20 protein-coding genes and 6 pseudogenes are annotated in these 26,419 nt (G+C 58.1%); 18 read left to right on the top strand and 8 right to left on the bottom strand.

The features are described from left to right. Positions 1 to 64: 64 nt before the first annotated feature. Positions 65 to 604: a peroxiredoxin gene (locus tag AMK00_RS24005; protein WP_004678566.1), complete on the bottom strand. Its 540-nt coding sequence runs from the start codon at positions 602 to 604 to the stop codon at positions 65 to 67. 803 nt (positions 605 to 1,407) lie between these two features. Here AMK00_RS24005 and AMK00_RS32210 point away from each other — a divergent pair. Then, positions 1,408 to 1,497: pseudogene (locus AMK00_RS32210) on the top strand (L,D-transpeptidase); the annotation flags it as partial. Here AMK00_RS32210 and AMK00_RS24000 read toward each other — a convergent pair. After that, complete coding sequence (locus tag AMK00_RS24000) at positions 1,487 to 2,203, bottom strand: Crp/Fnr family transcriptional regulator (RefSeq protein ID WP_064812017.1); 717 nt, start codon at positions 2,201 to 2,203, stop codon at positions 1,487 to 1,489. The pseudogene AMK00_RS32210 and the gene AMK00_RS24000 overlap by 11 nt on opposite strands. Positions 2,204 to 2,799: 596 nt before the next feature. After that, complete coding sequence (locus tag AMK00_RS32715) at positions 2,800 to 2,973, bottom strand: hypothetical protein (protein ID WP_010009909.1); 174 nt, start codon at positions 2,971 to 2,973, stop codon at positions 2,800 to 2,802. Positions 2,974 to 3,279: 306 nt separating this feature from the next. On the opposite strand from AMK00_RS32715, the gene AMK00_RS23995 reads away from it, so the two are divergent. From AMK00_RS23995 to AMK00_RS23935, 13 genes and pseudogenes are all read left to right on the top strand, one after another. Continuing rightward, complete coding sequence (locus AMK00_RS23995; RefSeq protein ID WP_010009913.1) at positions 3,280 to 4,458, top strand: cytochrome P450; 1,179 nt, start codon at positions 3,280 to 3,282, stop codon at positions 4,456 to 4,458. A gap of 20 nt (positions 4,459 to 4,478) precedes the next feature. Beyond that, positions 4,479 to 4,733: a ferredoxin gene (locus AMK00_RS23990; protein WP_004678571.1), complete on the top strand. Its 255-nt coding sequence runs from the start codon at positions 4,479 to 4,481 to the stop codon at positions 4,731 to 4,733. Positions 4,734 to 4,937: 204 nt separating this feature from the next. Further along, a pseudogene (locus AMK00_RS23985) lies at positions 4,938 to 5,180 on the top strand (nuclear transport factor 2 family protein); the annotation flags it as partial. 1 nt (position 5,181) lies between these two features. Continuing rightward, a pseudogene (locus AMK00_RS23980) lies at positions 5,182 to 5,394 on the top strand (integrase core domain-containing protein); the annotation flags it as partial. Positions 5,395 to 5,813: 419 nt separating this feature from the next. Then, positions 5,814 to 6,707 (top strand): nitrogenase iron protein, encoded by an 894-nt coding sequence (nifH, locus tag AMK00_RS23975; protein ID WP_004675840.1) that lies wholly within the window; start codon positions 5,814 to 5,816, stop codon positions 6,705 to 6,707. Between the two features lie 107 nt (positions 6,708 to 6,814). Next, on the top strand, positions 6,815 to 8,317 hold the full coding sequence (nifD, locus tag AMK00_RS23970; RefSeq protein ID WP_010023084.1) for a nitrogenase molybdenum-iron protein alpha chain: 1,503 nt from the start codon (positions 6,815 to 6,817) through the stop codon (positions 8,315 to 8,317). Between the two features lie 123 nt (positions 8,318 to 8,440). Next, positions 8,441 to 9,982 carry a nitrogenase molybdenum-iron protein subunit beta gene (gene nifK / locus AMK00_RS23965; protein ID WP_012489545.1) on the top strand — a complete coding sequence of 514 codons (1,542 nt, stop codon included), beginning with the start codon at positions 8,441 to 8,443 and terminating at the stop codon, positions 9,980 to 9,982. Positions 9,983 to 10,040: 58 nt separating this feature from the next. Next, on the top strand, positions 10,041 to 11,531 hold the full coding sequence (gene nifE / locus AMK00_RS23960) for a nitrogenase iron-molybdenum cofactor biosynthesis protein NifE (RefSeq protein WP_012489544.1): 1,491 nt from the start codon (positions 10,041 to 10,043) through the stop codon (positions 11,529 to 11,531). 9 nt (positions 11,532 to 11,540) lie between these two features. Then, the gene (gene nifN / locus AMK00_RS23955) at positions 11,541 to 12,896 is read left to right on the top strand and encodes a nitrogenase iron-molybdenum cofactor biosynthesis protein NifN (protein WP_012489543.1); all 1,356 of its coding nucleotides are present in this window, start codon (positions 11,541 to 11,543) and stop codon (positions 12,894 to 12,896) included. Continuing rightward, positions 12,893 to 13,387: a nitrogen fixation protein NifX gene (gene nifX / locus AMK00_RS23950; protein WP_008536565.1), complete on the top strand. Its 495-nt coding sequence runs from the start codon at positions 12,893 to 12,895 to the stop codon at positions 13,385 to 13,387. Before nifN ends, nifX begins: the two co-directional genes overlap by 4 nt. A 3-nt stretch (positions 13,388 to 13,390) precedes the next feature. Then, positions 13,391 to 13,879: a NifX-associated nitrogen fixation protein gene (locus AMK00_RS23945; RefSeq protein ID WP_012489542.1), complete on the top strand. Its 489-nt coding sequence runs from the start codon at positions 13,391 to 13,393 to the stop codon at positions 13,877 to 13,879. A 665-nt stretch (positions 13,880 to 14,544) separates the two neighbouring features. After that, positions 14,545 to 14,697 carry an IS66 family transposase zinc-finger binding domain-containing protein gene (locus AMK00_RS33620; RefSeq protein WP_196411598.1) on the top strand — a complete coding sequence of 51 codons (153 nt, stop codon included), beginning with the start codon at positions 14,545 to 14,547 and terminating at the stop codon, positions 14,695 to 14,697. Positions 14,698 to 14,918: 221 nt separating this feature from the next. Continuing rightward, positions 14,919 to 15,851, top strand: coding sequence for a cation diffusion facilitator family transporter (locus AMK00_RS23935; RefSeq protein ID WP_012489540.1), 933 nt, complete (start codon positions 14,919 to 14,921; stop codon positions 15,849 to 15,851). Positions 15,852 to 15,981: 130 nt separating this feature from the next. Here the strand turns inward: AMK00_RS23935 and AMK00_RS23930 are convergent. The 4 genes and pseudogenes from AMK00_RS23930 to AMK00_RS23915 all read right to left on the bottom strand — a co-directional run bounded on the left by AMK00_RS23930 (position 15,982) and on the right by AMK00_RS23915 (position 19,684). Continuing rightward, positions 15,982 to 17,564: pseudogene (locus AMK00_RS23930) on the bottom strand (IS66-like element ISRle3 family transposase). Positions 17,565 to 17,638: 74 nt separating this feature from the next. Beyond that, positions 17,639 to 17,983, bottom strand: a complete 345-nt coding sequence (tnpB, locus tag AMK00_RS23925; protein ID WP_003592504.1) for an IS66 family insertion sequence element accessory protein TnpB — start codon at positions 17,981 to 17,983, stop codon at positions 17,639 to 17,641. 91 nt (positions 17,984 to 18,074) lie between these two features. Beyond that, complete coding sequence (locus tag AMK00_RS33735; RefSeq protein ID WP_369685954.1) at positions 18,075 to 18,233, bottom strand: transposase; 159 nt, start codon at positions 18,231 to 18,233, stop codon at positions 18,075 to 18,077. Positions 18,234 to 18,955: 722 nt separating this feature from the next. Beyond that, a complete protein-coding gene (locus tag AMK00_RS23915) occupies positions 18,956 to 19,684 on the bottom strand; it encodes a carbonic anhydrase (protein WP_029532496.1) in 729 nt (242 codons plus the stop codon). A gap of 620 nt (positions 19,685 to 20,304) precedes the next feature. On the opposite strand from AMK00_RS23915, the pseudogene AMK00_RS23905 reads away from it, so the two are divergent. The 4 genes and pseudogenes from AMK00_RS23905 to AMK00_RS23890 form a co-directional block, all read left to right on the top strand. Further along, positions 20,305 to 20,553, top strand: a pseudogene (locus AMK00_RS23905) (biotin/lipoyl-containing protein); the annotation flags it as partial. 116 nt (positions 20,554 to 20,669) lie between these two features. Beyond that, complete coding sequence (locus AMK00_RS23900) at positions 20,670 to 22,043, top strand: ISNCY-like element ISRel26 family transposase (RefSeq protein ID WP_064810414.1); 1,374 nt, start codon at positions 20,670 to 20,672, stop codon at positions 22,041 to 22,043. A 252-nt stretch (positions 22,044 to 22,295) separates the two neighbouring features. Continuing rightward, positions 22,296 to 23,306, top strand: coding sequence for an IS30 family transposase (locus AMK00_RS23895; RefSeq protein WP_029531208.1), 1,011 nt, complete (start codon positions 22,296 to 22,298; stop codon positions 23,304 to 23,306). 118 nt (positions 23,307 to 23,424) lie between these two features. Next, positions 23,425 to 24,731, top strand: a pseudogene (locus tag AMK00_RS23890) (helix-turn-helix domain-containing protein). 335 nt (positions 24,732 to 25,066) lie between these two features. On the opposite strand, the gene AMK00_RS23885 reads toward AMK00_RS23890, so the two are convergent. Then, a complete protein-coding gene (locus AMK00_RS23885; RefSeq protein WP_011053406.1) occupies positions 25,067 to 26,233 on the bottom strand; it encodes an IS110-like element ISRel9 family transposase in 1,167 nt (388 codons plus the stop codon). Between the last annotated feature and the right edge of the window lie 186 nt (positions 26,234 to 26,419).

Raw genomic sequence — 26,419 nt, 5'->3', positions numbered from 1 at the left:
AACTCCTATCATTCGGCGCAGGTGTGCACGACAAGTCGTAGCTGCTGGTCGTTGGCTTCAATGCTCATACGAAGGCTGGGGCCTTAAGGCATTTCAAAATGTTTTGCGGCGAAGAAACGCCATACGGATCGGTCGCGCAGTTGTCGCCAAAGCCTTCTTCCTCGAACCACCCCTCCACGACGCCATTATTGATCACGGCAGCGTAGCGCCAGGAGCGCAGACCGAAACCGAGATTGTCCTTGGCGACGAGCATACCCATTTTCCGAGTGAATTCTCCCGAACCGTCCGGGATAAGCTTGACATTTTTCAACCCCTGAGACTTGCCCCAAGCATTCATGACGAAGGCATCGTTGACGGAGAGACAGTAGATGTCGTCAATGCCATTCTTCTTAAACTCGACATAAAGACTTTCGAAATCAGGCAGTTGGAAGGTGGAGCAGATTGGCGTGAAGGCGCCCGGCAGCGAAAAAAGGATTACCCGCTTACCGCTGAAATAGTCGTCGGTCGTCTTGTCTTCCCAGCGGTAGGGGTTGGGACCGGATATAGACTCGTCGCGAACCCGCGTGCGAAAGGTGACAATAGGGACCTGCTTTTCCATGGTCATCAATGAAGCTCCTCTAGGAAAATTTATTTGCGGCCTCTCAGTCACGGCTAACACGAATCCGACCTCGGCCCACACGCCAGGGCAAGCAAGCGTCATGCCATTTGGCCTGAAGGAGATGGACTTGCGGTCAGCACAGGGCCTTCGTCGCCGCACTCGTGCGCTGCTCGTGCGGGCGAGCGAATTGTGAAGCCGTTGTGCCGCGCTGACGGCCGGGCGCTGTTTCGGCTACTTCCGACCGCATCTCGATCAAGGTTTCTCTGCCGCCTTTTAGAACCTTAGCATACTGCCCGCCAGTCCGGTCGCGGCGGGAAGGCGCGGGTCACGAGGTTTGAGGTTCTGCTCGTGCGTATGTCTACCCGCGCACGTTTTCTTGTTTGAAACTGCACAAGAAAGTTTGAGGTCCGACAAAAAGGGGGCGCCAGGCTCGGACCGCGCATCGAAAAATGGTGAAACGCAAACGGCTGCGATAATTTCGTCACAGAAGACGACGATGGCGGATATCCGCAGGTTGGGGGCGTGAAGAGCTCGCAGCCGCCAATATCGATCGGCTGATGCCGACCGGCACCCGGGTCGCGCTATGTAGCCTTTGGCCTACGAGCATTTGTTGCTCGGCTGACGTCGCCGCGGAGCTGATATTTTGTTCCTCTCACCGCTCACCGCTCAGCTCGCTGGCGACCTGCTGGGCGCCCGGCGCCGATGGCGACGCCACCCACCTGCCCGGCGGCTATCCCGAGCTGCAAGCCGGCGGCTCCGGGACTAGAAGTTTTCTCGCCCGGAATGCTCGATGTGGTAGCGCCCGGCACGTCCGTCTGCATCCCGACAATGCCGCCTAGTTCTTTACGCTGGCGCGCCAGGCTGGCCTTTCCAATACGCGGGTGGTAATTACCCGCTGATTTTCTTTGCGAGCGCATCCATGTCGGGCACGGTGATATGCCGGATGTTCTCGATGCGGATGACGCCCTCTTTGCGAAGCCGGGTCAACTGGCGGCTGACGGTTTCGATCGTCAGCCCGAGAAAGTCGGCAATCTCGGCACGCGATAGCGGCAGATCGATGGCAGTGCTCGTCGCCGTCTCGGCGTGGGCGGCAATGAGGTGGAGCAGGCTTGCGACCTTCTCCTCGGCGGTCCGCCGGCCGAGCGTCAGCATCCATTCGCGCGCGGCATCCAGCTCGTTCAGCGCCTGAGCGTGCAGGCTACGCTGCAATTCCCTAGTCTCCAATATCATGCGTTCGAGCAAATTGCGGGGGAACACGCAGATCTCCGCATCGGTCGCGGCCTCGGCCGACAGCGTGCTTTCGCGCACGAAGGGGCGGCCGACGAAATCGGGGGCGAATTGCAGGCCAACGATCTGCTGGCGCCCGTCCGACATCACCTTGCAGAGCTTCACCACGCCGCGCGTGATGTTCGAATAGAAAGAGTTTTCCGATCCTTGTGCAATGATCTCGCAGCCTGCGTCGACCTTGCGGCGCAGCGAGTGGCGGCCAAGTTCGCTAAGCTGGCCAGCCGACAAGGCGCCGCAAACGACGCCGTGCCGCGCCTGGCAGGAACGGCAAGCGACGGAAGTGCCAATCACGAGAACCTCACTGCGTGCGACGTCCATGTCCTGATCCCTTCGAAAACCGCCTATGCCGGACATGCCCGAGACGACCACGCGGCCGTTGCGACTTCGGCTATCCCTATTTCTTCCAGCGCGTCTTTGATGGCTATCAATTTCATCGGGATTGCGATTTGATCCAGATCAAATCTCCGTACCCACGCTCTTGCCGTGCCAGGCAGGGTAGTTTGTGGATTTGTTTCGGACGGCATTTTCGGCCCGCCGCTTGAGCGGGCTTTCTGCGGCCATCGCCTTCCGTCTCGGCGGACGGTAGGCCACCATACCCATTGCTGTCAGGCAACACCCAATCGGCAGATTGCCGCCGACTCTTAGGGTGGTGTCGTCGGGCTGGTAGAACTGACATTCAGGACAAAGGAGTAGCACGCTTCGAGCTGTTCCCGGAATTCCGCCGCTAGCTCGATGCCACAATTCAAAGCTACCCACCCTCAAGCTATCCCACTGCATCGCAGTACATCAGGACATTCGTTACTCGTCGCGCTGTCTCTGGCCCCCGGCTGTGGTGGCTGGAAAAAAGTCGCACCTGAATAGATGGCATCCGGCACCTGATGTCGGGTTTTGTTAGATACGCGACACGGCCTTGATCAGCCAATCTTTAGTTCTGCCTTGAGCCAAAGCGCTGAAAGGCAATTGAAAAATTTCTTTCCGGCCAAATCAATCAAATTGGCATGAACTTTGAAGTTCTTCTTGCGGGGCGGCAAGGACTGTCGGCCGGTTTCTTTGGTGACCGCCATGGAGCGGAGGAAATCAAAATGCATCTGTGCTCAGAACGCATTTACCGGAAGAGAGGTACCCGTGAAAATCCGATGTCGACCGGAAGGGCGGGCGAGGCATCCAAGAAATTTCGACTTCGGCCAACAAAGCAGCGTGGATTTCGAGCCGCACGGCGATCTGATCGCTGCATCGCATGTCATTGGCGCCTCGCGCTGCTGAGATTGGAAATCTGGCGCTCAACGATTTTGCTCGCTCCCTCTCCGAGGAGAATTCGTTCTCGGCGAAGGGGCTTTGATGACAGGAGAAAAGCAGTGGCTACCATTAGGGTTCCAGAACATGTCCCTCCCGAAATGGTGAAGGACTTCAGCCTGTTCACGTCGCCCGGCATGGAGCGCATGCCAAATGGGGATCCGCACGCAGCTGTCGCTTGCCTCCATAATGGACCGAGAATCTTTTATTCTCCCTGCAATACGCGCGATGGCCGAGGTACCTGGGTCATCGTTCGCGCTCAGGACCAACGCAAATTGCTGCAGGACACCGGAACCTTTTCCAGCCATCGGAGCCTTTTCGCCTCGGCGCTTGGCGAAAACTGGCCGCTGATCCCGCTTGAACTCGACCCCCCGGCTCACAGCGTGTTTCGCTCACTTCTCAATCCGCTGCTTTCGCCCAGGCGGATAATGGAGCTTGAACCGGCGGTCCGTGATCGGGCGATTGCGTTGATTTCCAAGATTTCCGCGTCGAGCACAAGCTGCGACATCTTGACGGACTTCGCCTTTCCTTTTGCGGTTAGTATCTTCCTCCGTTTGCTCGGCTTATCCGATGAGCGCCTCAATACATTCGTGGGCTGGGGGAAGGACCTGCTCCACGGCGACGGCATCAGACGAACCGCAGCCGCCCGAACAATTTTGGCGTTCATCGATGAACTTGCAGCGATGCGCCGCAAAGAACCGGCCGACGATTTCATGACCTTCGTCGTGCAGGCAAAGGTCGACGGCCGCCTGTTGAGAGACCAGGAAATCCATGGAATAGGCGTGCTTCTATTCGTCGCGGGACTGGACACCGTGGCAACGGCGATCGGCTTTGACCTGGCCTATCTCGCGCGCAATCCGACAGAACAGGAATTGCTGCGGAGCAAACCGGATCGAATTGTGCTCGCAGCCGAAGAACTGCTTCGCGCCTATTCGACCGTGCAGATGATCCGTGTGGCGACGAAAGATATCAATTTCGAAGGCGCGCCGATCCGTAAGGGGGACTACATTTCCTGCGCCACGATGATTGCCAATCGTGATCCGGTGGAATTCGAAAATCCGAACACGATCGATTTGGCACGAGAAGACAATCGCCACACCGCTTTTGCGTACGGTCCCCATCGCTGTCTTGGATCACACCTTGCCCGGCGAGAGATCGTCATCGGCCTGGAGGAGTGGCTGTCGCGCATCCCTGACTTCCGTATCAAGGATGGTACGGCGCCCATCACCTATGGGGGCCACGTGTTTGGAATGGAGAATCTGATCCTGGACTGGTCCTGATAATTGAGAGGAGGAAAGACATGGAGTACCGTATGCGCGTCATAGTGCACACTTCCAAATGCCAAGGTCATGCAAGATGCTGGGCCCAAGCGCCCGAAATATTCAATCTTGACGACGAGGGATACATACTGCCCGGTGCAATCGATGTCGAGGAGAGGGACGAACTGTTCGCGTCGCGAGGCGCTCGATCCTGCCCTGAACGTGCGCTGGAGATAGATTGCGTTTCGGATGCGTTGCTCGATCGCCTTTTGTTCAACCAACATTGTGGGGGTTGAAACGCAACGCAACTGGTGCATGACGGCGCCGTCGCTGTCCAAACACCTTACCCGCAGCTCTCCCATTGATGTCTACTTCTAAGGGCAGTTGTTTACATGCATGCCTAAGCAGAGGGAGGGTTTTTCCTTACGTCAGCCGAGCAGTTGAAAGCTGGCTGCGTCACTGGATGGGTAAGCGCCCCGATATCAGATGTGCGACAAGCGATGAAACACAAAAAAATTACCGAATTGCTCGACCGCGAGGCGCTCCGCGACTGCCTCTATCGGTATTGCCGCGGGATAGACCGCGCCGATGAAAGGGCGCTGCGCAGTTCCTACTGGCCCGATGCACGTGACAATCACGGGACCTATTCCGGTTCGGCCGAGGGCTTCATCGAGTTCGCCCTTGGTGTCTTCAAGACGGGACCGCGCAACATCCATCAAATCACGAACATTCTGATTGAGTTCAAAGCCGACTGATAATGCTTTCATCGAAGCGTTCAATGGCCGCTTCCGTGCAGAATGCCTGAACCAGCATTGGTTCCTGACCCTTGCGGATGCCCGCGAAAAGATGGAGGATTGGCGTAGATACTACAATGAGGAAAGACCTCATGGTGCGATCGGCAACAAGGCGCCGATCTCGTTGGTGAATTCGGGAGGCGCAACCAGCCCGCCTCCCTGAATGAAGCCGGAAAACTCTAGCATCCGGTGGTCCAACGTTTGGGAGCGGTTCAAGACCGCCGAGGCTCTAATCGCCGTCAGCGGCAGGTCAGGATCGAAAGCTTCAACATTTTTCGATTGGGAGCTGGGTGCGATTGTCTCCAGTTTTCGGATCCGTTGTCCTGCTGATAGTCGCGGTCGACCTAGCGGTGCAAGTGATGCCATCACGACACCGTCTGTCGGCTTTGTCTGATCGGCGACATTAGGTTTGTTTGGCAGTTTCCTGTGGTGGTTCGGAGTAACTTTCTGAAACCCAACAAAAAGATCTTTCCTTTGGCTCGATCGGCCCACATGGCACGGGTTTTGAAGATTGCCATGCGAGGCGGCGCGAGCTGCCTGCCTTTTACTCAGCGATGGATGGAACGAAAGAAGGAAGGCGATATGTCAGATTTGCGTCAAATCGCATTTTACGGCAAAGGGGGGATCGGCAAGTCCACCACCTCCCAAAATACGCTCGCAGCGCTTGTCGACCTCGGGCAGAAGATCCTGATCGTCGGATGCGACCCGAAAGCCGACTCCACCCGGCTGATCCTGAACGCCAAAGCACAGGACACGGTTCTTCATCTGGCGGCGCAGGAAGGTTCGGTGGAAGACCTTGAGCTCGAGGACGTGCTCAAGGCCGGCTACAAAGGCATCAAGTGCGTGGAGTCCGGCGGTCCGGAACCGGGCGTCGGCTGCGCCGGGCGCGGCGTCATCACCTCGATCAATTTCCTCGAAGAGAACGGTGCTTATGACGATGTCGACTACGTCTCCTATGACGTGCTCGGCGATGTGGTGTGCGGTGGCTTCGCGATGCCGATCCGTGAGAACAAGGCCCAGGAGATCTACATCGTGATGTCCGGCGAGATGATGGCGCTCTATGCCGCCAACAACATCGCCAAGGGCATCCTGAAATATGCCCATTCCGGCGGCGTGCGGCTCGGCGGCCTGATCTGTAACGAGCGCCAGACGGACCGCGAGCTCGACCTCTCCGAGGCGCTGGCTGCCAGGCTCAATTCCAAGCTCATCCACTTTGTGCCGCGTGACAACATCGTCCAGCACGCCGAGCTCAGGAAGATGACGGTGATCCAGTACGCGCCGGACTCCAAGCAGGCCGGGGAATATCGGGCGCTAGCCGAGAAGATCCATGCCAATTCGGGCCAAGGGACCATTCCGACCCCGATTACCATGGAAGAGCTCGAAGACATGCTGCTCGACTTCGGCATCATGAAGAGCGACGAGCAGATGCTGGCCGAACTACAGGCCAAGGAGTCAGCGGTGGTTGCGGCTCAATAACTGCCGCTGTCGACAGGACGCGCTGGCCCTTGCGCCAGCGCGTCCTTCCAAGAAAGCCGCTTCGGCGACGACGACCTAACCCGAACCTTGAAAGGGGGCAGGGGCCCATGAGCCTTGATTACGAGAATGACAGCGTTTTGCATGAACAGCTCATTGCGGAAGTATTAGCGCAATATCCAGACAAGGCGGCGAAGCGCCGCAAGAAGCACCTCAGCGTCGCAACGAGCGGCGACGAGCCTGGCGATGAGCCGAAGGCCCTTTCCGAATGCGACGTCAAATCGAACATCAAGTCCATTCCGGGCGTGATGACGATCCGCGGCTGCGCCTATGCCGGTTCCAAAGGCGTGGTATGGGGGCCGGTCAAGGACATGGTCCACATCTCGCACGGGCCGGTCGGTTGCGGTCATTATTCCTGGTCGCAACGCCGCAACTACTACGTCGGCCTGACGGGCATCGACACGTTCGTGACGCTGCAGTTCACCTCAGACTTCCAGGAAAAGGACATCGTGTTCGGCGGCGACAAGAAGCTTGAACAGGTCATCGACGAGATCGAGGAGCTTTTCCCCCTCAACAACGGCATCAGCGTGCAGTCGGAATGCCCGATCGGGCTGATTGGCGACGACATTGAGGCGGTGTCGCGCAAGAAGGCCAAGGAGCACGAAAAGACGATCGTGCCGGTGCGCTGCGAGGGCTTCCGCGGCGTCTCGCAATCGCTCGGCCACCACATCGCCAACGACGCCATCCGTGACTGGGTTTTCGACAAGAACGAAGTCGAGTTTGAGACCGGCCCTTACGATGTCAACGTCGTCGGCGACTACAATATCGGTGGCGACGCGTGGGCTACGCGCATTCTATTGGAGGAGGTGGGGCTGCGCGTGGTCGGCAACTGGTCGGGTGATGCCACGCTCGCTGAGGTCGAGCGCGCGCCAAAGGCCAAGCTGAACCTCATCCACTGCTACCGCTCGATGAACTACATCTGTCGGCACATGGAGGAAAAATACGGCATCCCGTGGATGGAATACAATTTCTTTGGTCCGTCCCAGATCGAAACCTCCCTGCGCGAAATAGCCAAGCACTTCGGTCCGGAAATCGTCGACAAGACCGAGGCTGTCATCACCAAGTACCGGCCCCTGGTCGATGCTGTCGTCGATAAGTACCGGCCGCGCCTCGAAGGCAAGACGGTGATGCTCTATGTCGGCGGCCTGCGTCCTCGCCACGTCATCACGGCCTATGAGGACCTCGGCATGCGGATCGTCGGCACCGGCTACGAGTTCGCCCACAACGACGACTATCAGCGCACCGGCCATTATGTGAACAAGGGTACGCTGATCTATGACGACGTGACCGGTTACGAGCTGGAAAAGTTCATCGAAGGCATCCGCCCCGACCTTGTTGGGTCCGGTATTAAAGAGAAGTATCCGGTGCAGAAGATGGGCATCCCCTTCCGCCAGATGCACTCCTGGGATTATTCCGGCCCGTATCACGGCTATGACGGCTTCGCCATATTCGCCCGCGACATGGATCTGGCCATCAATAATCCGGTGTGGGATCTCTACGACGTCCCCTGGAAAAAAGAGGCCGCGCCAGCTGAGGCGGTTGCGGCCGAATGAGAGCCTGGCCTGTCTTGGGAAGGGGCAGGCCAGGCTCTTCCCATCGGACTTGATCCGCACTCGTGACAGATGACATCCCATTGCCGCCACCGGTGCGGCGCGATGAAAAGAAAGGTGCTTACTATGCCGCAGTCGGCGGAAAAAGTTCTCGACCATGCTCCCCTGTTCCGCGAGCCGGAATACAGGCAGATGCTCGCCGAGAAGAAAGCCAATTTCGAATGCCCCCACCCGGATCAGGTCGTTGCCGATCAAAACGACTTCACGAAGACCTGGGAGTATCGCGAAAAGAACCTGGGCCGCGAAGCCCTGGTCGTGAACCCGGCCAAAGCCTGCCAGCCGCTCGGTGCCGTCTTCGCAGCCGCAGGCTTTGAGCAAACGATGTCCTTCGTCCATGGCAGCCAGGGCTGCGTCGCCTATTACCGTTCGCATCTGTCGCGTCACTTCAAGGAGCCTTCATCGGCGGTCTCGTCCTCGATGACGGAGGACGCGGCGGTGTTCGGCGGGTTGAAGAACATGGTCGACGGGCTCGCCAATACATACAAGCTCTACGATCCGAAGATGATCGCCGTCTCGACCACCTGCATGGCCGAAGTCATTGGAGACGACCTCCACGGCTTCATCGAAAACGCAAAGAACGAAGGGTCGGTCCCGCACGACTTCGATGTTCCTTTCGCCCACACGCCTGCCTTCGTCGGCAGCCACGTCGATGGCTATGACGGCATGATCAAGGGCATTCTGGAGAACTTCTGGAAAGGCAACGAGCGGAAGGAGGTTGCTCAAGCCATCAACATCATTCCCGGCTTCGACGGCTTCTGCGTCGGCAACAACCGCGAACTGAAGCGCCTGCTCGACATGATGGGCGTATCCTACATCTTCATCCAGGATGCCTCCGACCAGTTCGACACGCCGTCTGACGGTACGTACCGCATGTATGACGGCGGCACGAAGATCGAGGACTTGAAAACGGCGTTGAATGCCGAAGCGACCCTGTCGCTGCAGCACTATAACACGCGCAAGACGCTGGAATATTGCAAGGAGGTCGGTCAGGCTACGGCCTCGTTCCATTATCCGCTGGGTGTCCAGGCGACCGACGAATTCCTGATGAAGGTCTCGGAGATTACCGGCAAGGAAATTCCTCCGGCAATCGGCCTGGAACGCGGCCGTCTCGTCGACGCTATGGCAGATAGTCAGGCCTGGCTGCACGGGAAGAAATACGCGATCTACGGCGATCCTGACTTCGTCTACGCCGTTGCCCGGTTCGTCTTGGAAACCGGCGGTGAGCCGACCCACTGCCTTGCTACCAACGGCACGCCGGCCTGGGAAGCCGAGATGAAGGCGTTGCTCGCATCCTCGCCCTTCGGCCAGGATGCCCAGGTCTGGGCGGGCAAGGACCTGTGGGCGTTGCGCTCGCTGCTCTTTACCGAGCCGGTTGATCTTATGATCGGCAATTCCTATGGCAAGTATCTCGAGCGCGACACCGGCACCCCATTGATCCGGCTGACCTTTCCGATATTCGACCGGCACCATCACCACCGTTTCCCGCTCATGGGCTACCAGGGCGGCCTGCGCGTCCTGACGACGATCCTCGACAAGATCTTCGACAAGCTCGATCGCGAGACGAGCGAGCCGGGTGTGACGGACTATTCGTACGACCTGACCCGCTAGGAGCGCGGCGGTCGGCCTTGTGAGGCCGGCCCGCCTTCATCTGAACTTGGAGACCGCAATGCCCTTGCTCAATGCTAAAGTCCAGGATGTCTTCGACGAGCCTGCCTGCGAGAAGAACCGCAGCAAGGATTCCAAGGCGCGCAAAAACGGCTGTTCGAAGCCGCTGATCCCCGGGGCGGCAGCCGGCGGATGCGCTTTCGATGGCGCCAAGATCGTGCTGCAGCCGATCACCGACGTCGCGCACCTGATCCATGGGCCTCTCGGCTGTGAGGGCAATTCCTGGGACAACCGAGGATCGGCTTCCTCAGGTCCAACGCTCTGGCGCACCAGTTTCACGACCGACCTCACTGAAACCGAAGTGGTGATGGGGCACGGCGAGCGGAAACTTTTTAAAGCAATCCGCGAGATCAAGGAGGCCTATGCTCCACCGGCGATTTTCGTCTATTCGACCTGTGTGACAGCATTGATCGGCGACGACATCGAGGCCGTCTGCAAGCGGGCCGCGGAAAAATTCGGCCTTCCGGTGGTGCCGGTCAACGCACCGGGCTTTGCCGGCTCCAAGAACCTTGGCAATAAGCTCGCCGGTGAAGCGTTGCTCGATCATGTGATCGGCAGCGTAGAGCCGAACGACGTGACCGCCTACGACATCAATATCATTGGTGAGTTCAACCTATCCGGCGAGTTTTGGCTGGTAAAGCCGCTTCTTGACCGGCTGGGGATCAGAGTAAGGGCCTGCATTCCAGGAGACGCCCGATATCTTGACATTGCTTCTGCGCATCGCGCCAAGGCGTCCATGTTGGTGTGCTCGACAGCACTCATCAACCTCGCCCGCAAAATGGAGGAGCTCTGGGATATCCCGTTCTTCGAAGGCTCCTTTTACGGAATTACCGACACCTCGGAAGCACTCAGACAGATCGCCAAGCTGCTCGTGATGCAGGGGGCGGATCCCGAAATCCTCGAGCGCACCGAGGCATTGATCGCGGAGGAGGAGGCGATTGCCTGGATGAAACTCGCAGCATATCGACCAAGGCTTGAAGGCAAGCGCGTGTTGCTCAACACCGGCGGCGTCAAGTCCTGGTCGGTTGTCCATGCGCTGATGGAGGTGGGCATCGAGATCGTGGGCACCTCGGTCAAGAAATCCACGCCTGAAGACAAGGAACGTATCAAGCAACTCCTGAAAGACGAAAAACACCTGTTCGAGTCGATGGCGCCGCGCGAGCTTTATAACATGCTCGCCGACGGTAAAGCCGACATCATGTTGTCTGGCGGGCGCACGCAATTCATCGCGCTGAAGGCCAAGACACCTTGGCTCGATATCAACCAGGAACGCCACCACCCCTATGCCGGCTATGACGGCATGGTGGAGCTCGTTCGCCAGATCGATCTTGCTATTCACAATCCGATCTGGATGGAGGTGCGGGAGCCGGCACCGTGGGAATGCCAGCATGCGGTGGAAGAAGAACTGACGAATACCAAGAGCGAGAACGAGACTGGGTACGTCTTGCAAAACTTTGTCGGCGCGGTCGCCGGCAGCTTCGGCAAGCGTTGAGGAAAGCCGATGGTTCAAGTCTTTCCCCAGACCAAATCAGCTGCGGTCAATCCGCTGAAATCGTCGCAGCCGCTCGGCGCCGCGCTCGCCTTTCTTGGCGTCGAGCGTGCCGTGCCGCTGTTCCACGGCAGCCAGGGCTGCACCAGCTTGGCGCTGGTACTTTTAGTCCGGCACTTTAAGGAAGCCATTCCCTTGCAGACAACGGCATTGGACGCAGTGGCGACCATTCTTGGCGGCGCAGGCAATCTGGAAGAGGCGATCCTAAATCTCAAGAGGCGCGCAAAACCCAAGCTGATCGGAATTTGCACGACAGCCCTGGTGGAAACCCGCGGCGAAGATTTCGCAGGCGATCTCGCCAACATCAAGCGGGATCGTGCCGATGAGCTCGCGGGTACGGAGGTTGTGCTGGCGAATACCCCGGATTTCGAGGGAGCGATCGAAGAGGGATGGGCGAAGGCCGTCATCTCTATGGTCGAGCGCATCACCACTCCAGGCGAGCAGAGCCGCCACCAAAAGAAGATTGCGATCCTACCAGGATGGCATCTGACAGTCGCTGACATCGAGCTTCTGCGCGAAACGGTCGAAAGCTTCGGTCTGAAGCCGGTGATCCTGCCGGACATTTCCGGCTCTCTCGACGGCACGGTGCCCGGCGATCGTTGGGTTCCGACCACCTATGGCGGTACTCCCGTCGACGAGATACAAGAGCTTGGCACGGCGGCGCAATGTATCGCGATCGGCGAGCATATGCGCCGCCCCGCAGAGCTACTGCGGACCCGGACGGGAGTCCCTTACGCATTGTTCCAGTCGCTGACAGGATTGAAACGAGCCGACCGGTTCGTCTCGTTTCTTTCTGAGATTTCTGGTGCGCCGGTGCCAGCAAACATCCGCCGTCGCCGAGCACAGCTGCAGGACGCCCTGCTCGACGGACATTTCCATTTCGGAGGCAAGAAAATCGCAATTGCTGTGGAGCCGGACCAGCTCTACCAATTCGCTACCTTCTTCACCGGCATGGGCGCCGAAATCGCGGCAGCGGTCACCACGACCGGCACCTCAAAAATACTCGCGGAAATGCCGGCCGAATCGCTCCAGGTCGGTGATCTTGGCGATCTCGAAGAACTTGCCGTCGGCGCTGATCTTCTCGTCACGCATTCGCATGGACGACAAGCGGCGGAGCGCCTTGGGATTCCGCTCATGCGGGTGGGCTTCCCGATATACGACCGACTCGGCAGCCAGCATAAGCTCACAAGTCTCTATCAGGGAACGCGCGACCTGATCTTCGATGTTTCCAACATCTTCCAGGCCAATCAGCGCGCGCCGTGTCCTGGATCGCTTGATCCCTCCCGCAAAGGAGAACTGCCTAGATGATCGCCGCTCGTCGCCTTTCCCTCGTCCCTGACGGGGTTCACTCGTCAGCTCCAAAACGGAAGGCTGGCGCGTTGCGCGTCGCAATCGCCACTCAAGATATGAAATCTCTCGACGCCCATTTCGGATCGGCAAAACGTTTCGTCGTCTATGATGTGAGTCCCGACGACTGGAAACTGGTGGAAGTCCTGGACTTCGAAGACGTTTCCGACCAGAGCGGAAAGCATCGGAACGAGGACGTCGATCGTATTAACCCGAAGGTGAAGGCGTTGGAAGGTTGTCACTTATTGTTCTGTCTGGCGATCGGTGGGCCATCGGCAGCCCGAGTTGTTTCGGCCAAAATCCACCCAATTAAAGTATCCGATCCTCAACTGATCGAAGATGTTTTGTCGCGAACTCGGGCGATGCTCAGGACTACTCCGCCACCCTGGTTACGCAAGGTGCTAACCGAAGCAGGCGCCATTGAAAAGAAGCCTTTCGATGAGGAGGACTAAGAAATGGGTACATTGACAGGAAGTACGGATGGCCCTGCTGTCAACGAGGATGGGGATCTCGCCACCCCTTTTCTCAGATGCCTGATAAGGCTCATTCGCGCTCAGGATGCCCATGGGGCGTGGGAAGGCAAATCGGACACTGACCTGCTGGCCGACTTCATCCTCACCAAGGAGCAGCGCCGTAAGATCCCGATCATAGGCGATCCGGATCCGTATGTGCTGTGGAGGCTACAGAACTTTTACAGTTGCGTGGGGCTTGTGATCGAAGAGTGCACAGGCCTGTTGGCATCGCCGATCATGACGATCGGCCATGAGGGCTTCGGCCGCTTGCTTTTCACGACTGGACGGTTGGTCGTTCTGTCGAAGACCCTGCGCGATGTCCACCGGTTCGGCTTTGAGACGCTAGGCAAGCTCGCCGAGACCGGCACGAAAATGGTCGATGACGCTATTGAAGTTATCGAAACCTATCCCGACGTGGCGCGGGCATCATGAAATCAATTTTCGAGGAAAGAGATCATGTCAGACATTGTGGAGCAGCTGAAGAAGGTCCGCAAGCTGCAGTCCCGCGCCGCCGCTGCCAAAATCTCAGCATTTGCAATGGCCAGAACGAGAGTTCGATGGTGAGCTCACTGGCATGATCATGGCTCTCAACCACGCGGCGGTTGCCGCCTGAAGAACTGCCAGACTCTCGTTGCCGCAGACGACATTGCTGCGCAATCTCGCGAACAAATCAGGAGAACGGTGTTGCGTTTCACAATCTTTTGCGGCCTCCTGCTGCTCGTCGTCTGGGCGAAGGCACTAACGAGTTACTTCGTCTGGCATTCCATCCACGAAGTCATCGTTGCAATGGTGGCTAGTTTGTTGCTTCTTCAGTGGGCGTATATCGCAAGCCTGCTCTTTTCCATCTGGCAATCCAGCCGTAATTACAGGAGTCGCCAAAGGGCTCGACGATCCGATCATCGCTAGACTAGAACGTGGTGTCAGCCACAGCCTATCATGAGGGCGAAAACCTCGGCGTTCTTTGGAACGCCTCTCATCAAATCAGATCCAACCATGAGTCAACGGAATTCGAACCTGCCGGATGACGTGGATGCGTCGAGAGCCCTATCGCCGCGCAAGCTCTGCAACCTCGGCCGTGCCATGATGACGTGTAACAGGTGGCCTGCTCATGCCCTATCTGTGGTGGCTCCGACTTCATTCGCGGCGGCGAGACCGTCAGCGAAGTGCTGGACTATGTTCATGCGTCCTTCCGTGTCGTGCATCATGTCCAGCCCCGCTTTACCTGCAAAGCAAAATTGGCCCTTGTTTAGATAGTCGAGGCCGCACTGCCAGAACACAGCGAGGCGATTTTGTCTTGTGGCCAGGTATGTGAAAGACGCTCATGCGAGCCCACTGGACAGGAGAGGTCAGCATTTGAATTTAAAAAGGTACCTTGATCCAAAAGTGGATGTGCTCGCTTCAGTAGCTGAATTGGATGGTCTGTACCGCGTCCAGAGGACCATAAAGAAACGTAAGTTATAAGGCTGAGCCTATGAATTTCATGAGAACGGAGCAGGGGCTTCTCTGCGTTTCAATTGCCGTTACCATCCTCCTTGCCTGCATCGGCATTTTGTTCGGGATCATTTCAGGTTCGTTCGCAATCATATTCGATGGTGTCTACGCATTGACGGACGCTGCTATGACTGTCGTAGCTCTGCTTGTTACAAAGCTCATCGCGTCATCCGAAGCGCCCTCCAGCAAAGGAAAACTTATCGAGCATTTCACGATGGGGTTCTGGCATCTTGAGCCCATAGTCTTGGCTCTCAACGGCATTCTCATAACCGGGTCGGCTGTTTACGCACTTGTCAACGCAATCGGCAGCATTTTGCATGGGGGACGTCCGCTCAACTTTAGTCAAGCGATCGTCTACTCCGTCGTAACACTCGGTGTGACAGCCACCATGGGGGTTATTGGTGATCGAGCTAATCGTAAGATCAAATCTGATTTCGTTGCCCTGGATACGAAAGCTTGGCTGATGTCCGCCGGGCTAACGATCGGGTTACTCGTCGCGTTTGCCATCGGATATTTCATTCAGGGGTCTTCTTACGAATGGATCTCGCCGTTTATTGACCCGGTCGCGCTGGCATTAATCTGCATTGTGATCATTCCCATTCCGGCGGGCACGGTTCGGCGAGCGCTCGCCGACATACTGCTTGTTACGCCATTAGATCTCAAACAACAAGTTGACGCGGTCGCCAAAACAATCATCGAACGACATGGATTCATATCCCACCGGGCTTATGTGGCCCGGGTCGGCCGAGGCCGGCAAATCGAGCTACATTTCGTTGTCTCAGAGGACCTCCCGGCGAGGAAATTGCAGGAATGGGATAAGATCCGTGACGAAATCGGGCTCGCGATTGGTAACGAGGGTCCGAGTCGTCGGCTCACCATCGCCTTTACAACCGATCCTGAGTGGGCGGATTAGGATTTTGAACCGAATTTGGAGCCCTGTATCGCAGGCATTCCATAGCGGGCGTGATCCTCGAACCGGATGCATAGCTCGGCGTTTTTTCCAGCCACCATGCGTCAATTTGTAAGCGACAAGCCGTGGCCGTTCAGGCGGCGTAGTTCCATGGCATGAGCGCGTCGATTTCACTGCTGGGCCATCCATTCGCAAGGCGCTCAAGCGTCTGGGTCAACCAAGCTTGCGGATCGACTGCATTCATCTTTGCCGTTTGCAGGAGCGTCGCGATGGTCGCCCAAGTCCGGCCGCCACCGTCGCTTCCAGCGAATAGACTATTTTTTCTCGTGATCGCTTGGGGTCTGATTGCTCGCTCGACTATGTTGGAGTCGAGTTCGATGCGGCCGTCGGTCAGGAAGCGCTCGAAGATGTCTCGACGCGAGATGGCATACCGCAGAGCTTCGGCGAGTTTGGATTTTCCAGAGACCCGTGGCAGGGTCGCCTGCCAGAGAGTGAAGAGGTCACGGACGATCGCTGCGGAGATCTCCTGGCGTGCAGCGACACGAGCTTCAGGGCTTTGGCCGCGCACACGCTCCTCGATCTCCCATAACCTCGCCATACGCTCGACGGTGTCTGTAGCGACCTTCGAGCTCTTTGCGACATGCAACTCGTAGAACTTTCTCCGGCTGTGCGACCAACAGCCGGCCAGGATGGCGCTGTCATTGCCTCCATCTTTCCGGACGAGCTTGTTATAAGCGGCATATCCGTCGACCTGCAGGATTCCACGATAGCCGCTCAGGTGTCGTGCGACACACTCGGTGGCTCGACTGTCCTCGAAGCGATAGGCTACCATCGGTGGACCGCTGCCCCCAAAAGTCCGGTCATCCCTGGCATACGCCCATAGCCATGCCGTCTTCGCTGATCCGGAACCAGGTGCAAGTGTGGGCAAGGTCGTTTCGTCGGCAAAGATCCGTTCGGCCTTCTTGATCTCATCGAGGATGTAGTCGGCGAGGATATTGAGCTCGAACCCCAGCTTGCCCATCCATTGAGCCATCAGCTTGCGGTCGAGTTCGACCTTGTGATGGCTTCCTGGCGATAGAGTGGCAGCCCGTCGGCATATTTGGAAACGGCGATCTGGGCCAGAAGTGCTTCCGTTGGAATGCCACCTTCGATGATATGTGCCGGAGCCGCCGCCTGGACGACACCATCCTCGTTCCTAAAGGCATACTTCGGCCGACGGGTGACGATGACACGGAACTTCGCTGCCACGACATCCAGCCGCTCGGAGACGTCTTCTCCAATCAGGATTTTGGTCTTACCTGCATGTTCTGGAAGCTCTTCCGGTTCGATCACGACCTCGACGCGCTCAAGATGAGGCGCAAAGCCCTTGCGTGGCCGCGGAGCGCGTTTGCTGTCCGCGCTACCGCGGCCTTTCGTGACCTGAGCCTTGATCGTCGCAATGCCGGTCTCGATCTCTTCGAAGACAAAGGCGTGCTGCTCGTCATCGACGGTGGATGATGCAAGCCTTTCCGAGCGTCGGCCAAATCGGGCGCGATCGAAAGCCTTCAGGATCTGCGTCAGCCGCTCGATGCGCTCATCGGCGTCCGCGTTGCGGGCCTCTAGATCGTCAACCTGCTTCTCCAAAGCCTCGACGCGGGCTGCTTTTGCGGCCATGGCAAGAACCATGGCTTTGAGAGCCTCTACATCATCCGGGAGCTCAATCTCGGGCCGCGTCATGGGTATGATCAGAGCATATTTTGCCGCGCTCCGCCCATGCTTTCAGGGACCTGATTCACTTCGCCGCAGCGGTTTTACCCAACAATCTCGGGAGGCTTCACCGGCGTGGATCGAACCCGCTTCCAGTCCATTCCGTCGACTAAAGCCAGAAGCTGGGCATGATTGAGCTGGACGCGATGATGGCCGATCCGGGGCCAGCAGAACTGGGCTTTTTCCAGCCGCTTCGCATAGAGGCAAACGCCGGAGCCATCCCACCACACGATCTTGACTCGGTCTGCTCTCTTGGCCCGAAAGACATAAAGTGCACCGTTGAACGGATCACTGCCAGCATCTCGTACCAGCGAAAGCAAGCTGTCCGGCCCCTTTCGGAAGTCGATGGGATGGCTCGCAAGAAAGACCTTCACGCCGGACGGGATCATGCCGACCGCACCGCTCGGATCACCCGCTGCAGGTGTGCTTCGCCGATATCTGCGTCGGCCCGGATAACGACGTCGCCGATGATAAGCTCGATCATCGCACGTGTGCCAATCGTCCCAGTCTCCGTCTGACCAGCCCGATTTGCGAGGAAGATCGTTGTCCGTCACGAGCATCACGACGCCAGCCAAATAGCTGCGAGGGATGTATGCCGATGCGATGCGCAATGGCTGAGACGCTTGCGCCGGGCTCCATTGCCTCAGCCACAGCCCGCGCTTTAAAATCATCGGACCAGCGGCGCCGAAATTGCCGTGGGGCGCCCTCAAGCCGTTCCGGAACAGCCTCGATCATATGGAAGTTTCTAGTTCCAGAGCTAGGCGCAGACATAGAAGCTCACAGTTTGTGAATCGTCTGTCCGCAATACAGCGGCCAACGCTACTGACGCCAGATGGGGTCAGCTTGTCGCTTACGTCAATTTCACGGTTCGTACCAATCTTCGATCAATGCGGCCAGTTTCGATGCCGTAGTTTTCCGTTATGCCTCCAGGCGCGATACTCGATTCAGCGAATAGGGTTGGCTGAACCCAGATCGCGCCTTTGCGTTCAAGCTCCACAGGCGGTTTCGCCGTCTTGATCTTGTTGAGATCCTGCCGGAGGCCGATTGTCTCGCGTTCTTTGAAACGAGCGACGCCTATGTCCTTGTACTGGCTCAGGAGGGCGCGGCCCAGCTGCCCAGGTTCCGATAGATGTCATCGCGCAGCTGTCGGACCTGTCGATTGAGCTCACCAAATTGCGCAGGCGTATGGTCGGAAATTTCCAGAAGAGCGTCGCCCAGGCAGCCAGCTCGCGACCTCAGCTCCGGCCCGCGTAACCCGCCGGGTGATGCTGCGGGCGGCAAGGGTCATCAGCGACTATGGTTCCGCGAACGCGACGAGGCGCCCGCGGATAGCCGTCGGCAACATGAAGTCGCCTCGTAGGTCAGACCTTGTGCAGAAAATCGACCACGCCGGTATCGAGATCATAATAGGCGGGCACGATCTTCACCTTGCCTTCCTCGACCAGGCGAGAAACAATCGCACTTTCGGTGAGGATGCGCTCGGCGCCGTTGAAGGCATTGGCATGGACGGTCTTGTCGACAAAATTGTCGCCGCGATCGGTCTCCGCCAAAGCCACGGGCAGGATCGGCTGGGTCATCTTGCCGATTGAGCCATCGAGCTTGGTGCCCTTGGACACGACCTCGCAGGCGGCGGAGACCGCCCCGCAACGCTTGTGGCCCATGACGACGATCAGCGGCGCATGCAGATGTTCGGTGCCATATTCGATCGTGCCGAGCACATCGGTGTCGACCACGTTTCCGGCATTGCGGGCGACGAAGAGTTCGCCGAGCGTCACCCCGCCGAATACAAGTTCCGGCACGACACGGCTGTCGGAACAGGTCAGCACGATCGCCCAAGGTGCCTGGCTCTTGGCGACGTCCTGCCGGCGCTTGGAAATATTGGCGGCGCAGGCTTCCGTGTCGGTGACGAATTTCTTGTTGCCTTCCTGGAGTTTTGCCAGTGCTTCATCCGGCAGGAGGGCGGGAGCGTTCGAGGCGAATGCCGGCATGGTCATGTCAAAGCCTGCAGTCATGACGGCCACGCCTCCGATGCCGGCAAATTTCAGCAGGGAGCGACGGCTGAGTGGGGAGGAATTGCATTCAAAGCACATGGTATCGGTCCTTTTGCAATATCCGGGATGGCTGCGGAGAAATGGCACCTGCTCCAAGTCATGTCCGGCAATTCTCCGGGAATCGGAGAATGGCCGATTGGTTATGCCTTGATATGGCACTCATCAAGCGGAATTTTGACGCATCGGAGGAGCTAAGCCAATCCTGGAGTATTGCCCCGGCCGTACGGTAGATCAACCCGGCCCTGACGGGTTCTGGCGAGGGATGCTCATGCGCGGCATATTGGGTTGCAAGGGACCCTTTGGGCGCTGCCTTCTGCTTCTTTAGTGGCTCCGCTGCCGCCGGCGGGATCGCATTCATTAACTCACTCGGGAACCTAGGAGCATTTGTGGGGCCGTTCGTTATAGGGTATCTCCGTAGTCAGCCCGGAGGTTTTTCTACAGGCCTATACGCTTTGGCAATCATGGGCCTAGCCGCGACAGTCATGTTGATTTTCCTCCTGCGCCTCCTGCGCCAAACTTGATAGAAACAACCAGATGTTCTTGTGTTTGTTGTCACGTGAGCCGAGCCGGTTAGGTGCACAACGAGATGCGGCTCGGGTCCGCGAGGAACCAACAGCAAGAGCTCGCAAAATTCCTCAGCGTCACCGGCCGCCGTCTTCGCACCCAAGGCCGAACCCGGCAATGCCGCTCATGTCGGCGCACCGATGCCGGGCGCCATCTCGCGCGTCTTTATGTCGCCCGGACAGGCGATCAATGCCGACGATGTGCTGGTGTCGACCGAAGCGATGAAGGTGGAAACGGCAATTCACGCCGAGGAGAACGGCACGATCGCCGAAGTTCTCGTCAAAGCCGGCGACCAGATCGATGCCAAGGACCTGCTTGTAACTATCGCGGCCGGTTCAGCGTAAAGTTCCATAACGTTGATTATGCTATTTGGTGTTGTAGCCGCAAAGTTAAAGTGTCCTGTTTCTGCAAAGTTAGAATGTCACTCTCTTCCCGTTTTTGATGACGGTGGAGATTGCGGATGGGATTGATAGCGATGAGCGAGCGCGATCTGCAGCGGATCGAGATTTTGTCGAAGGTGGTCGACGGCCGCATGACGTTGGTGTCGGCGGCACATGTGCTTGATCTGAGCGAGCGCCAGGTGCGTCGGCTGCTGGATCGGATCCGCACTGACGGCGCGGCATCGATAAGGCACAAGGCGATCGGTCGGCCATCGAACAACCGGATCAGCGACGGCGTTCGCGATTATGCGATGACGTTGGTTGGCGAACGCTATGCGGATTTCGGTCCGACGCTGGCGGCCGAGAAGCTGGCCGAACGCGATGGATTGCGTGTGTCGCGCGAGACGTTGCGCAGCTGGATGGTGGAGGCTGGCCTGTGGCTATCTGCCAAGCAGCGGCGGACGTTTCATCAGCCGCGGCTGCGGCGCGAGGCCTATGGCGAGCTGGTGCAGATCGACGGGTCGGAACACCGCTGGTTCGAGGATCGCGGGCCGCCGTGCTCGCTGCTGGTGTTTGTCGACGATGCGACTGGCAGATTGATGCAGTTGCGGTTTGTGCGCTCGGAAAGCGCCTTCAGCTATTTCGAGGCACTGGCGCTATACCTCAGGCGTCACGGCGCGCCTGTGGCCTTCTACTCCGACAAGCATTCGGTATTCCGGGTGGCGAAGAAGGACGCCAAGGGTGGCCAGGGGATGACCCAGTTCGGGCGGGCGCTTTGCGAGCTAAACATCGAGATTCTTTGCGCAAATTCGAGCCAGGCCAAAGGTCGCGTCGAGCGCATGAACCGGACGCTGCAGGATCGGCTGGTCAAGGAATTACGGCTGGCGGGGATCTGCGACATGGAGACTGGCAATGCGTTTTTGCCTGGCTTCATGGAGCACTACAATGCGCGGTTTGCGATCATCCCTGCCCGGTCCGAGGATTTGCACCGGCCGCTGAATCTGGCCCCGGGTCGGTTAACTGAGATCCTTTGCAAGCGCGAGCAGCGTTACGTCGGGGCGCAGTTGACGTTTTCGTTTGAACGCAAGCGGATCATGCTGGAGGAGACCGAGGTGACGCGCGGTCTGGTGGGCCGCTATGTCGAGACCTATGCCTATGCTGACGGCCGCCTGGATGTGCGCTGGAAGGGACATTCCCTGCCCTACACGGTGTTCGACAAGGACCAGCGGGTGACGCATGCGGCAATTACCGAGAACAAGCGGCTCGGTGATGTTCTGGCCTATATCAAGGAGCGTCAGGACCAGCAGGAAAAGCCGGTCGTGAAGAGCAACAGCGACAAAAATGGCTATAAGCCGAGAGGTCGCAAGCCCGGAAGGCGCACGGACTACATGAATGATCCGGCGGTGATTGCGCGGCGAGAGAAAGCGCTGTTGAGGCAGCAGGCTGCCGAGTGAACCGTCGATCGGATAGTCTCAAAGCTAAAGCCGAAGGGGTGTCTCACCCGCCCCGATCTGCTCTTGCAACCGGTATCAGCCGCTCAGATCGGGGCTGATCGGTGTGCCGCGTAGCAACCTCGCGGACATTTCTACTTTGCACAACGGCGGACATTCCAACTTCCCCGCCACAGGTGTTGTAGCCGGGTGGGTTCAAGGATGAAGTGCGACTTGCGATAGATACCAATGGTTATCACTCGCAAGGAATGGCTGATGAGACGCACCTACTCCCAGATCGACATGGATGAACGTCGCAGGATCGCTCGCTGGCGGGCGGCTGGCCTGAGCGCCACCGTCATTGCCGAGAAGCTCGGCCGGCACCGCTCGACGATTTTCCGCGAGCTCAAGCGGAATGCTTTTGAAGACCGGCAGATGCCGGATCTGAGCGGCTACTATTGCGTGACTGCCCAGGAGATGACGCGTGAGCGTAGAGCCAAGCTGCGCAAGCTCGCCCGGTTCTCTGATGTGCGCCAATCGGTGATCGAACGGATCATGCATGGGTGGTCGCCACAACAAATCGCCGGCCGCATGCGGCTGGAGCGCCATCCAATCTGCGTCAGTTACGAGACGATCTACAAGTTCGCCTATTCCGCAGACGGTCAGGCCATCAAACTGTGGCGGCACCTGCCGGAGCGTCGTGCGAGACGCAGACCGCGGCATGCCCGCCGGCGTCACGGTCGCCGCTTCAGCCCGGAACTCAACATCCTTCATCGTCCCGATACTGTCGCCGAGCGCAAGCAGTTCGGCCACTGGGAGTGCGATCTCATTCAGTTTCGTAAGAAGTTCGGCAAGGCCAACGTGACCTCATTGGTCGAGCGGGTCAGCCGATTTGCTGTCTTCCTGCGCAACAACGACCGGCAGTCGAAGCCGATCATGGACGGGTTGATCAAGGTGCTCCAACCCCTGCCCCGCGCTGCTCGACGCTCAATCACCTTCGACCGAGGCACTGAGTTCAGCGAATGGCCCTATCTGCAGGCTGGCATCGGAACGCAGACTTGGTTCTGCGACCCGCAGTCGCCCTGGCAGAAAGGCACGGTCGAGAACACCAATGGTCGCGTTCGCAAATGGCTTTCGAGAGAGGTGGATCCGCTGTCGATCACCGACGGCGAGCTGAAGGACATCTGCGATCGGCTCAACTCGACACCGCGGAAGTGCTTGGGCTACCGAACCCCGGCGGAGGTCTTTCGCAAGAAACTACTCGCGCAAATCCGACGTGTCGGCTAGCGTCAAACGCGCAAGTCGCAGTTCGGCATGAACTCACACCGCAAAGTTAGAATGTCCTGATTCTGCAAAGTAAGAATGTCACTCTCTCCCCGTTTTCGATGACGGCGGAGATTTGCGGATGGGATTGATAGCGATGAGCGAGCGCGACCTGCAGCGGATCGAGGTTCTGTCGAAGGTGATCGCCGGCCGGATGACGCTGGTGTCTGCGGCGCATGTGCTTGATTTGAGCGAGCGCCAGGTGCGGCGGCTGTTGGATCGCATCAGCACCGACGGCGCGGCCTCGATCCGCCATAAGGCGATTGGCCGGCCGTCGAACAACCGGATCAGCGACGGTGTTCGGGATTACGCGGTGACGCTGGTTCGTGAACGATATGCGGATTTCGGTCCGACGTTGGCCGCCGAGAAGCTTGCCGAGCGCGATGGATTGCGTGTGTCGCGCGAGACGTTGCGCAGTTGGATGTCGGAGGCCGGCCTGTGGCTGTCACGCAAGCAGCGGCGGACGTTTCATCAGCCGCGGTTGCGGCGAGAAGCCTATGGCGAGCTGGTACAGATCGACGGGTCCGAGCATCGCTGGTTTGAAGATCGTGGAGATCCGTGCTCGCTCTTGGTGTTCGTCGACGATGCCACGGGCAAGTTGATGCAGTTGCGGTTCGTGCGCTCTGCCTTTTATTCCGACAAGCACTCGGTCTTCCGGGTGACGAAGAAGGAGGCCAAGGGTGGTCAGGGCATGACCCAGTTCGGGCACTCTCGGAGCTAAATATCGAGATTCTCTGTGCAAACTCCAGCCAGGCCAAAGGCCGTGTCGAGCGGATGAACCGGACGCTGCAGGATCGTCTGGTCAAGGAATTGCGACTGGCAGGCATCGACAGCATGGAGGCAGGCAATGCATTTCTGCCGGGCTTCATGGTGGACTACAATGGGCGGTTTGCGATTGTCCCTGCCCGATCCGATGACCTGCACCGGCCGGTAAATCTTGCACCGGATCGGTTGAAAGAGATCCTGTGCAAACGCGAGCAGCGCTATGTCGGATCGCAGCTGACGTTTTCGTTTGAGCGCAAGCGGATCATGCTGGTGGAAAGCGAGGTGACGCGCGGATTGGCTGGTCGCTATGTCGAGACCTATGCCTATGCGGACGGCCGGCTCGATGTGCGGTGGAAGGGACACTCCCTGCCCTACAAGGTGTTCGACAAGGACCAGCGGGTGACGCATGCGGCGATCGTCGAGAACAAGCGGCTCGGCGATGTTCTGGCCTATATCAAGGAGCGGCAGGAGCAGCAATCGAAGCCTGTGGTAAAGAGCAATAGCGAGATGAACGGCTATGTGCGACGTGCTCACGGTCCGGGACGGCGGAAGGATTTTACGAAAGATCCGGCCGTCATCGAACGCCATAAAGCTGCGCTGGCAAAGCGCGATGCTGCCGAGTGAGGCGTCGATCGCATCGTCTTAAAGCTCACATGAGGATTTTGCCGTCAAGATCAATCATAGTTTCATAGCTTGTTCCCTTCAATTTCGTTTCGAACCCATGGTCTGAGCCACTTTGCTTGACGCGGCACGTTTCCGTCACCGGTTCAAACTCACATACGGTCGCCGTTTTGTCCGGCAGCACCATTATCCCGCTTGCGTAGCGGCAAGGCTCAGGAGAACGGGACCAATCTAAAGCGCGGCATTTAAAGCCCGACTTTGAGGCGGTTCGCTCACCTGGATCCGCCAGGAGTGATCAGTCCTGGAAGATTTGTGTATTCGGCAATCTTTTGGGGTCGTCAGGCGGTCTTCATGACAGCCCCCTCGATGACAACACCCGCGGTGACAAACTTCCACAGTGCGATAAGGAGTTTGCGCGCCAGGGCCACTATCGCGGCTTTTTTTAAGCGTCCACCATTCGACTGAACCCGATCCACAAACCAACGGCTAAGCGCTGATGCTGGCTGATTGCGTAGCCACAACCAAGACAGTTGGATCATCGTGGTGCGCAGCCGAGGGTTTCCTGCCTTTGAGACACCCTGTTCGTGGTCGATGGTCCCGCTCATCCATGGGGTTGGTGTCAAACCTGCATAGGCGGCAATCTGCCGCCGATTATCAAAATGCCGGGACAGGGCTTCGGTCCAAAGAACGGCGGCAAATTCAGCGCCAACACCCTTCAAGGACAGCAGCATCGCTGCGGGCGAGGTTGCCTCAACCGCTGGCTGCTCGTCCATCGATAGGAGAGAATTACGCTCGCTCTCCACTGCAGCGATCTGTTCTAGCAGCAACTCGAGACGGTCGAGTTCGCGATTGATTTGAGCCTTCAGGTGTTTCGGTAACTCGCGCCCATCTCCGGTCTGGAGTTCCTCCAGCCGCTGACGGCGATCCTTACGGAGCGGTTGATAGCCGCTGACGCCTTGAGCGAAGAGTAGCCCCTTCACGCGATTGACATGCCTGACCCGCTCAGCAATCAAAACTTTGCGTTCCCGGCAAATCCGACGTCGATCTTCGTCCTTCGGATCTGGCGCTCTGACCATCGCACATACGCGAGGCTCGCCGCGCTTGAATGCAAGCAATGTGCGCGTCAGAGCCTCTCCATCGATCTTGTCGGTCTTGGCACGCCGACGTCGACGGGAAGTCGCGATCGAAGCTGCGTCGACGACGTAACTTTCGATGCCGTGAGTCTCCAGCACGCGGTGTATCCAGAAGCCGTCCAATCCTGCCTCCTGGATCGTCACGATGGGAAATAACTTCCCTGTTCTCAACCGCGCCTTCTGTTGTAGCTGCTCAAATCGATCCAGCAGCTCGGCTACATTGCCACCGGCCACTACGTGCTTCGACATCTTCTCGCCACTGCCAGGCGACAGCGAAGTGATCAACCAGGTCGATCGGCTCAGTTCCAATGATACAAAAATTGCGCCAAGATCAATGCGGACAGCGGTCGGATGAATGGATGCAGGTTCCATAAACTGCTCCTCCTGAGCGAGTGTTTTGATGCAACCTCACTCTGCCAGAGCGGCGGCCGCTGTTCACTCCTCATGGGATCTAAAGCCGATGGGCGCCCCTCACCCGCCCCCGCTCCGCCCTTTCAACCCGGCCCAGCCGGTCGGATCGGGGCTGATCATCAGAGCCAGCGTCGCGTTTCTAACTGG

Origin of the sequence: Rhizobium sp. N621, from assembly GCF_001664325.1 — a bacterium.
Classification (GTDB): Bacteria; Pseudomonadota; Alphaproteobacteria; order Rhizobiales; family Rhizobiaceae; genus Rhizobium; species Rhizobium esperanzae.
The sequence above is the reverse complement of the archived record's forward strand: the minus strand, read 5'-3'. Positions and strand labels throughout refer to the sequence as shown.

Bases quoted from the DNA above. Each gene is read 5' to 3' on its own strand.
- AMK00_RS24005 (WP_004678566.1), bottom strand. From the start codon at position 604: ATGACCATGGAAAAGCAGGTCCCTATTGTCACCTTTCGCACGCGGGTT.
- AMK00_RS24000 (WP_064812017.1), bottom strand. From the start codon at position 2,203: ATGGACGTCGCACGCAGTGAGGTTCTCGTGATTGGCACTTCCGTCGCT.
- AMK00_RS32715 (WP_010009909.1), bottom strand. From the start codon at position 2,973: ATGCATTTTGATTTCCTCCGCTCCATGGCGGTCACCAAAGAAACCGGC.
- AMK00_RS23995 (WP_010009913.1), top strand. From the start codon at position 3,280: ATGGTGAAGGACTTCAGCCTGTTCACGTCGCCCGGCATGGAGCGCATG.
- AMK00_RS23990 (WP_004678571.1), top strand. From the start codon at position 4,479: ATGGAGTACCGTATGCGCGTCATAGTGCACACTTCCAAATGCCAAGGT.
- nifH (WP_004675840.1), top strand. From the start codon at position 5,814: ATGTCAGATTTGCGTCAAATCGCATTTTACGGCAAAGGGGGGATCGGC.
- nifD (WP_010023084.1), top strand. From the start codon at position 6,815: ATGAGCCTTGATTACGAGAATGACAGCGTTTTGCATGAACAGCTCATT.
- nifK (WP_012489545.1), top strand. From the start codon at position 8,441: ATGCCGCAGTCGGCGGAAAAAGTTCTCGACCATGCTCCCCTGTTCCGC.
- nifE (WP_012489544.1), top strand. From the start codon at position 10,041: ATGCCCTTGCTCAATGCTAAAGTCCAGGATGTCTTCGACGAGCCTGCC.
- nifN (WP_012489543.1), top strand. From the start codon at position 11,541: ATGGTTCAAGTCTTTCCCCAGACCAAATCAGCTGCGGTCAATCCGCTG.
- nifX (WP_008536565.1), top strand. From the start codon at position 12,893: ATGATCGCCGCTCGTCGCCTTTCCCTCGTCCCTGACGGGGTTCACTCG.
- AMK00_RS23945 (WP_012489542.1), top strand. From the start codon at position 13,391: ATGGGTACATTGACAGGAAGTACGGATGGCCCTGCTGTCAACGAGGAT.
- AMK00_RS23935 (WP_012489540.1), top strand. From the start codon at position 14,919: ATGAATTTCATGAGAACGGAGCAGGGGCTTCTCTGCGTTTCAATTGCC.
- tnpB (WP_003592504.1), bottom strand. From the start codon at position 17,983: ATGATCCCGTCCGGCGTGAAGGTCTTTCTTGCGAGCCATCCCATCGAC.
- AMK00_RS33735 (WP_369685954.1), bottom strand. From the start codon at position 18,233: ATGGAGCCCGGCGCAAGCGTCTCAGCCATTGCGCATCGCATCGGCATA.
- AMK00_RS23915 (WP_029532496.1), bottom strand. From the start codon at position 19,684: ATGTGCTTTGAATGCAATTCCTCCCCACTCAGCCGTCGCTCCCTGCTG.
- AMK00_RS23900 (WP_064810414.1), top strand. From the start codon at position 20,670: ATGGGATTGATAGCGATGAGCGAGCGCGATCTGCAGCGGATCGAGATT.
- AMK00_RS23895 (WP_029531208.1), top strand. From the start codon at position 22,296: ATGAGACGCACCTACTCCCAGATCGACATGGATGAACGTCGCAGGATC.
- AMK00_RS23885 (WP_011053406.1), bottom strand. From the start codon at position 26,233: ATGGAACCTGCATCCATTCATCCGACCGCTGTCCGCATTGATCTTGGC.